The sequence below is a fragment of the Chryseobacterium sp. BGARF1 genome, assembly GCF_001677955.1.
Classification (GTDB): domain Bacteria; phylum Bacteroidota; class Bacteroidia; order Flavobacteriales; family Weeksellaceae; genus Chryseobacterium.
On record NZ_LELA01000044.1, the window covers coordinates 24354 to 30550 of the forward strand.

Below are 6197 nucleotides of genomic sequence, written 5' to 3' on the forward strand. Positions count from 1 at the left end.
TAAAAGATGAATTTTTCTATTCAACCTGTTTTAGAAAACGAAGAATATCAATTAATCCCCTTACAGCAAGGGGATTTTGACTTATTGTATGAAGTGGCTTCTGACCCTAAAGTTTGGGAGCAGCATCCTAATAAAGACCGTTACAAAAGAGAAGTTTTTGAAAACTTTTTTAAAGGAGCTATGGAAAGCCAAGGTGCTTTTAAAATTGTAGAAAAATCGACCGGAGATATTTTGGGAAGTACCCGTTTTTATGATTTTGATGAATCTAAAAATAGTATTTTTATTGGCTATACTTTTTACGGAACAAATTCATGGGGAAAAGGGATCAATCCACAGATTAAAAAAGTGATGCTGGATTATGTTTTTCAATTTGTAGACAAAGTTCATTTCCACATCGGAAAAGAAAATTTCCGTTCTCAGATTGCATTAGGAAGATTGGGCGGACAAAAAATTGCGGAGGAAGAAGTCGCTTATTTCGGAGAACCAACGAGAACCAATTTTGTGTACGAAATCACAAGAGAAAACCATTTTAAAGTTGATTAAACTTAAATAAATTTTCTCGCAGATTATGTTGATTTGGCAGATTTGAATTGCTGAAATTAATCAGTATAATGCGTTAAATTTGCGAGAGATTAATTAAATAAAATATAATCATGAAAAAATATAAAATTCAGAAGTCACCATTTGTAGTTCCTACAACCGACGGAAAATTAATTGAAGAACATTGGGGAAATTCAACTCAGAATTCAAATATCTCTATTGCGCATATGGTTGCTCCGCCAGATTGGAGTGAACCTCATCAAACTCCTGAATTTGATGAATTTACCATCATTATTTCAGGCAAAAAACAGTTTGAAATTGACGGAGAAGAGGTAATTTTAGAAAAAGGACAAAGTATTTTGATTGAAAAAGGAGCAAGAATCCGTTACAGCAATCCGTTTTCAGAATCTTGCGAATATCTTGCGATTTGTCTTCCGGCATTTTCGATAGATTTGGTGAATAGAGAAGAAGAAAAAATTTAAATATGGCGTTACAAATTTGCCCAAAGTGTAAAGAAAACTCTTTCACTTGGTTCATCAATGGAAAGACTCATTTAACGAGTTGGAGTTGTTTTAATTGCGACTACGAAGCGAAAGAAAATGAGAATGATGAATGTGTCTGTGAAAATTGTGAAAAGAAAACAAAAAAGAAATTGAAAGATAAAGAATCAGAATATTGGTGGTGTTCTAATTGTAATACAATCAGTGATTTATAAACAAAAACAACCTCAGTTATTGAGGTTGTTTTTAATTTATTGTAGTTCAATTACTTCAAAATTTCTTTCAAAAATAGTAGCGTATGATTCCAGGCTCTTTTTGCCATCACAGGATTATAATCGGCTGATTTTGGGTCAGTGAAAGTATGTTTTGAATTGGCATACGTAATGATTTGCCAATCTGCTTTACCCTCATTCATTTCTTTAACCAGATTGTTGTAATCTTCCGGCGTCACACTTTTATCTTCTGCAGGATTTTCTACTAAAATTTTAGTTGAAATAGCTTCATTGGGTCTCGATTGGTCTTTTCCGATGCTTCCATGAATGGAAACAACGCCTACAACTGGTAATTTCCCTCTCGCAGATTCCAAAGCTCCGGTTCCGCCAAAACAATAACCAATTACCGCAATTTTATCTGGAACCGCTCCGTTTTTCTTCAATTGCTCTAAAGCCAAAGAAATTCTCTTCTGATAAGCAGCATAATCTTTCTTGTAAAATCCGGCAGTTTTTGCAGCGGAAGCATTGTCAGTCGGAATATTTCCTTCTCCGTAAATATCAGCAATAAATGCGATATAACCTTGCTTTTCTAAATCTGCGGCTGCCGTTTTTGCTTCGTCATCAATTCCTTTCCAGGCTGGAAGAATTAAAACTCCCGGAAGTTTTTTTCCTGCATTGGAGGTTACCAAACCGTTCAGTTTTTGTGAACCGTCCTGATAAGACACTGTTTTTAAATTCTGACTGAAAATAGTTCCTGAAGTCATAAGAAATGCGGATAATAATATTGAACGTATCATATTTTGTAATTTATTTTTGAAGCTTTTTCCTCCTTTTCGTTGCAATCTTTTTTTTCAAAAAAGGATTTTCACTACAATCAGGGCTAGGTATTGGTCAGATTTACAATTTTTTCACCATATAATTAACAGGTTCTTTGTCATCCTGAAAGAATCTCTACAATGCAATTAAGAATGATTATTATAAAAACTCTTTAATCGTTTAGATTCTTTCAGAGTGACAAATGAGAGGTTTCTTCGTTGAAAACAAGTAATCTTCATCTAAATTAATGAAAATAACTTACAATCAAGATTAACAGAATGTTATAAAGCTGTATTTACTCAAATTTTACACCTAAATTATTCAGTTCAGTTTTCAAATCAGTTTCCGGTAGAATATGAATGGTTTTAAAACCAAGAGTTTTTGCCATCTCAATATTTTTAAAATTATCATCAATGAAAACAGATTCATTGGCTTCTAACTTGTATCTTTCCAATAAAACATTCCAGATTTTAGGGTCGGGTTTGATTAGCTTTTCTGTTCCTGAAACCACAATTTTTCCGTCAAATAATTGAAAGAAATCATAGTTTTCTAAAGCATAAGGAAAAGTTTCTTCAGACCAATTGGTTAATCCGTATAATTGATAAGAAGTATTTTCCAGTTTTCTCAGAATTTCTACATTTTGAGGAATGTCACTTTTCAGCATAACCGTCCAGTTATCATAATAAGCTCTGAGTTCTTTTTCCCACTCCGGAAATTTTTTGATTTGAATTTCTGTTCCTTCGGCTAAAGTTCTTCCTCTGTCTTGCTCGATATTCCAGTCATCTTGGGCAATGTTTTCAAGGAAATATTCCATTTTCTCATCATCATTAAAATAGGTTTTGAAAAAATATCTTGGATTCCAATCCATCAAAACACCTCCAAAATCGAATATTATATTTTTAATTTCCATACTGATATTTAAATTTATCATACAAAAATCAAAAAACTTTTTTACTTAAACATCCTAAAATAGATAAGTTTAGAAAAGTTTAACATTGAGAAATAATTGATTATTAAATTGAAATTATTCAGGCTTATAAAACTGATATTGTTCGTTTTCGTAATAGGCATTAATGTGCTGCAACCCGTTCGTTAAAATAATTTCAGAAGCACCGATAACAGAATTGTATCTTGCAGTCTGTTCGAATGTTTTTTCGGTCAATTTGATTTGTGGCGCTTTACATTCGATAAGAATTTTTGGCTGCGCTTTTTCTGTGATTAAAAGGTCAATACGCTTCGTTAAGCCATTCAGAACAATCTTTTTTTCGGTAATTAAAGCAGAAGTAGAGTAAGATTTTACGGTAAGATAATAGTGAACCCAATGCTGCCGAACCCACTCTTCGGGAGTGAGCAAAAGGTAAGTTTTACGAACCAAGTCATAAATAAAAAACTTATCTTTGTCTTTCTTGAATTTAAAATCAAAAGTTTCCTGAAAGTTCAGTTTTGGAAGTTCCATTTATATGATGAAAGAATTAGATTTAATCCTCAAAAATATTAAAAATAAAGAAGTTTTACCGATTTATTTTTTCCACGGAGAAGAACCTTACTTTATTGATGTTGCTGTAAAAGCTCTTGAACACGACTTTCTGGCGGAAGACGAAAAAGCTTTTAACCAAACCGTCACTTACGGGAAAGATACCACGTATCAGGAAATTCTTTCTTTGGCGCGACAGTTTCCGATGATGGGCGACAAACAGGTAATTATCGTAAAAGAAGCGCAGGATTTGAAATTTAATGATGAAGAAAGTAAAGCTTTAGATGCTTATGCAGAAAATCCGGTGCCGTCAACGGTTTTGGTTTTTGCCCATAAACACAAGAAGCTGGACAGCCGAAAAAAGGTTACCAAAACTTTAACAAAGCTAAATGCGCTTTTTCTGAGCGAATCTTTAAAAGACCATACGCTTCCAAAATGGATTGCTGATGAATGTCTCAGACTAAAGATAAAAACAGCCCCAAATATCTCTAACCTTTTGGCAGAATATCTTGGAAACGACCTTTCCAGAATCTCAAATGAACTGGGGAAACTTAAAATTATTTTAAAAGAAGGTCAACTTTTAGACGGTACGATCGTTGAAAACCATATCGGAATCAGCAAAGAGTTCAATGTTTTTGAGCTTCAGAAAGCTTTAGGAGCGAAAAACGCCAATGCTGCGTTCAGAATTGCCTATTTTATGGGAAAAAATCCTAAAAACAATCCTTTTGTAATGCTCCTTTCTAGTTTGTACAATTACTTTTCTAACGTGATTATTTACAATACAATGATTGGGCAACCGCAACAAGTAATTGCTACGCAAATGGGTATTAATCCTTATTTTATTAAAGATTATGCAGAAGCAGCGAGATTATATCCGCTAAAACATTCCACCCGTGTCATTTCAATTTTGAGAGAATTTGACATGAAAGGAAAAGGTTTGGGAGCCGTAAATATGGACGATGCCGAGCTGATTAAAGAATTGGTTTACAAAATTATCAATGTAGATAAAATTAAGATGAAAGTTTGATTTAAATATATCGAAAGGCACATGAAATGGAAATTTATATTTGTCATATTATTAAATTTTTTTATTTACATTTTTCTATTCCCTTATATACAAGCTACAGCTAATCAACACATGAGTACAGGTGATTTCTTTAAGGTTATTTTCTATTCTGTTGCAGTAATAATTTTTTTGTACACTTTTGTAGATTATTTTCTGAAAAGAAAAATATTGAACTTTCTGTTTTTTACTTTAATTTTTATCACATTAATATTTTGGGGAACCGAATTTACAAGTGTATTTTGTGAAGTTTGTAAAAATAGGGGTTAACAAACCAATGAAATAACAATTGAATATTCACATATTAAACATTGACAAGTATCATTAAATTTCCTTTAATAAAACATTAAAATTTACGAAATTAGCATCCTTGAAATTGATAAATAAATTATGGAAGAAAATATTTTAGATTGTGTGATCGTTGGATCTGGACCTTCTGGTTTTACAGCGGCAATTTACGCAGCAAGAGCAGACTTAAAACCTGAATTATACACAGGTTTGGAACCAGGTGGACAATTAACTACAACAACAGAAGTTGATAATTTCCCGGGTTATCCTGCAGGAATTACAGGCCCTGAAATGATGATGGATTTGCAGAAACAAGCTGAAAGATTCGATACCAAAGTACATTACGAAATGATTACCAAAGCTGAATTTTCAAAAGAAGTTGGTGGTATTCACAAATTGTATGCAGGAAATAAAGAAATTTTAGCTAAGTCTGTGATTATTTCTACAGGAGCTACTGCAAAATATTTGGGTCTTGATGACGAGAAAAAATACAATGGAGGAGGAGTTTCTGCATGCGCAACGTGTGACGGATTTTTCTACAGAGGAAAAGATGTAGTGGTTGTAGGAGCAGGAGATACCGCAGCTGAAGAGGCTACTTATCTTGCAAAATTGGTGAATAAAGTAACGATGTTGGTAAGAAAAGGGGAGTTCAGAGCTTCAAAAGCAATGATTCACAGAGTTGAAAATACGCAGAATATTGAAGTGAAATTTCACCATGAATTAATTGGTATTGAAGGTGAAAACAATCTTGTAGAAAGAGCAGTTGTCATCAACAACCAGACTCAGGAAAAGTCTACAGTAGACGTTCACGGAATTTTTATCGCAATCGGACACAAGCCAAATACCGATATTTTTGCTGGCCAAATCGATTTAGATGAAAATGGATATATTGTTACTGAAAAAGGCTCTACAAGAACAAATCTTCCGGGGGTTTTTGCTGCAGGAGATGTTCAGGATCATATCTACAGACAAGCGATTACAGCAGCGGGAAGCGGTTGTATGGCGGCAATGGATGCAGAAAAGTATCTTGCTGAATTACATTAATTATTAAAAATTAATTTATAAATCTGAAAACGCACTTCTTTGAGGTGCGTTTTTACTTTCTGATCTAAAATTTTCTCTGTGTTAATCAATGTTTGTGAAAATAATTGGTCTGATTTTTAGTCGATTATTAATTTTTGTTAAAATTTATAGTAGAAATATTTTGACGTAATTGAAAAACTTTCTATATTTGCACCACTGAAAACAACGATACAATCGGAGTTTAAGGAGAGATGGCAGAGTGGTCGATTGCGATAGTCTTG

Annotated in this window: 8 protein-coding genes; 5 read left to right on the plus strand and 3 right to left on the minus strand. The window is 33.2% G+C overall.

All coding sequences use genetic code 11. The features are described 5' to 3' along the window. Window positions 1-6: 6 nt before the first annotated feature. The 3 genes from AB671_RS09265 to AB671_RS09275 all read left to right on the plus strand — a co-directional run bounded on the left by AB671_RS09265 (window position 7) and on the right by AB671_RS09275 (window position 1255). A complete protein-coding gene (locus tag AB671_RS09265; protein WP_066682138.1) occupies window positions 7-543 on the plus strand; it encodes a GNAT family N-acetyltransferase in 537 nt (178 codons plus the stop codon). 110 nt (window positions 544-653) lie between these two features. Continuing rightward, a complete protein-coding gene (locus AB671_RS09270; RefSeq protein WP_066682135.1) occupies window positions 654-1022 on the plus strand; it encodes a cupin domain-containing protein in 369 nt (122 codons plus the stop codon). Between the two features lie 2 nt (window positions 1023-1024). Continuing rightward, window positions 1025-1255, plus strand: coding sequence for a hypothetical protein (locus AB671_RS09275; RefSeq protein WP_066682132.1), 231 nt, complete (start codon window positions 1025-1027; stop codon window positions 1253-1255). Between the two features lie 50 nt (window positions 1256-1305). Here the strand turns inward: AB671_RS09275 and AB671_RS09280 are convergent, their stop codons facing one another. From AB671_RS09280 to AB671_RS09290, 3 genes are all read right to left on the minus strand, one after another. Beyond that, window positions 1306-2049 (minus strand): dienelactone hydrolase family protein, encoded by a 744-nt coding sequence (locus AB671_RS09280; RefSeq protein WP_082987273.1) that lies wholly within the window; start codon window positions 2047-2049, stop codon window positions 1306-1308. Window positions 2050-2363: 314 nt separating this feature from the next. Next, window positions 2364-2978: an HAD family hydrolase gene (locus tag AB671_RS09285; RefSeq protein ID WP_066682129.1), complete on the minus strand. Its 615-nt coding sequence runs from the start codon at window positions 2976-2978 to the stop codon at window positions 2364-2366. 114 nt (window positions 2979-3092) lie between these two features. Continuing rightward, the gene (locus tag AB671_RS09290) at window positions 3093-3524 is read right to left on the minus strand and encodes a type I restriction enzyme HsdR N-terminal domain-containing protein (RefSeq protein WP_066682126.1); all 432 of its coding nucleotides are present in this window, start codon (window positions 3522-3524) and stop codon (window positions 3093-3095) included. A 7-nt stretch (window positions 3525-3531) separates the two neighbouring features. Between AB671_RS09290 and holA the strand changes: the two genes are divergently transcribed. Beyond that, complete coding sequence (holA, locus tag AB671_RS09295; protein ID WP_066682123.1) at window positions 3532-4569, plus strand: DNA polymerase III subunit delta; 1038 nt, start codon at window positions 3532-3534, stop codon at window positions 4567-4569. 426 nt (window positions 4570-4995) lie between these two features. Beyond that, entirely contained in the window at window positions 4996-5937 is a 942-nt protein-coding gene (gene trxB, locus AB671_RS09305; RefSeq protein ID WP_066682119.1) for a thioredoxin-disulfide reductase, read from the plus strand. Window positions 5938-6197: the final 260 nt, after the last annotated feature.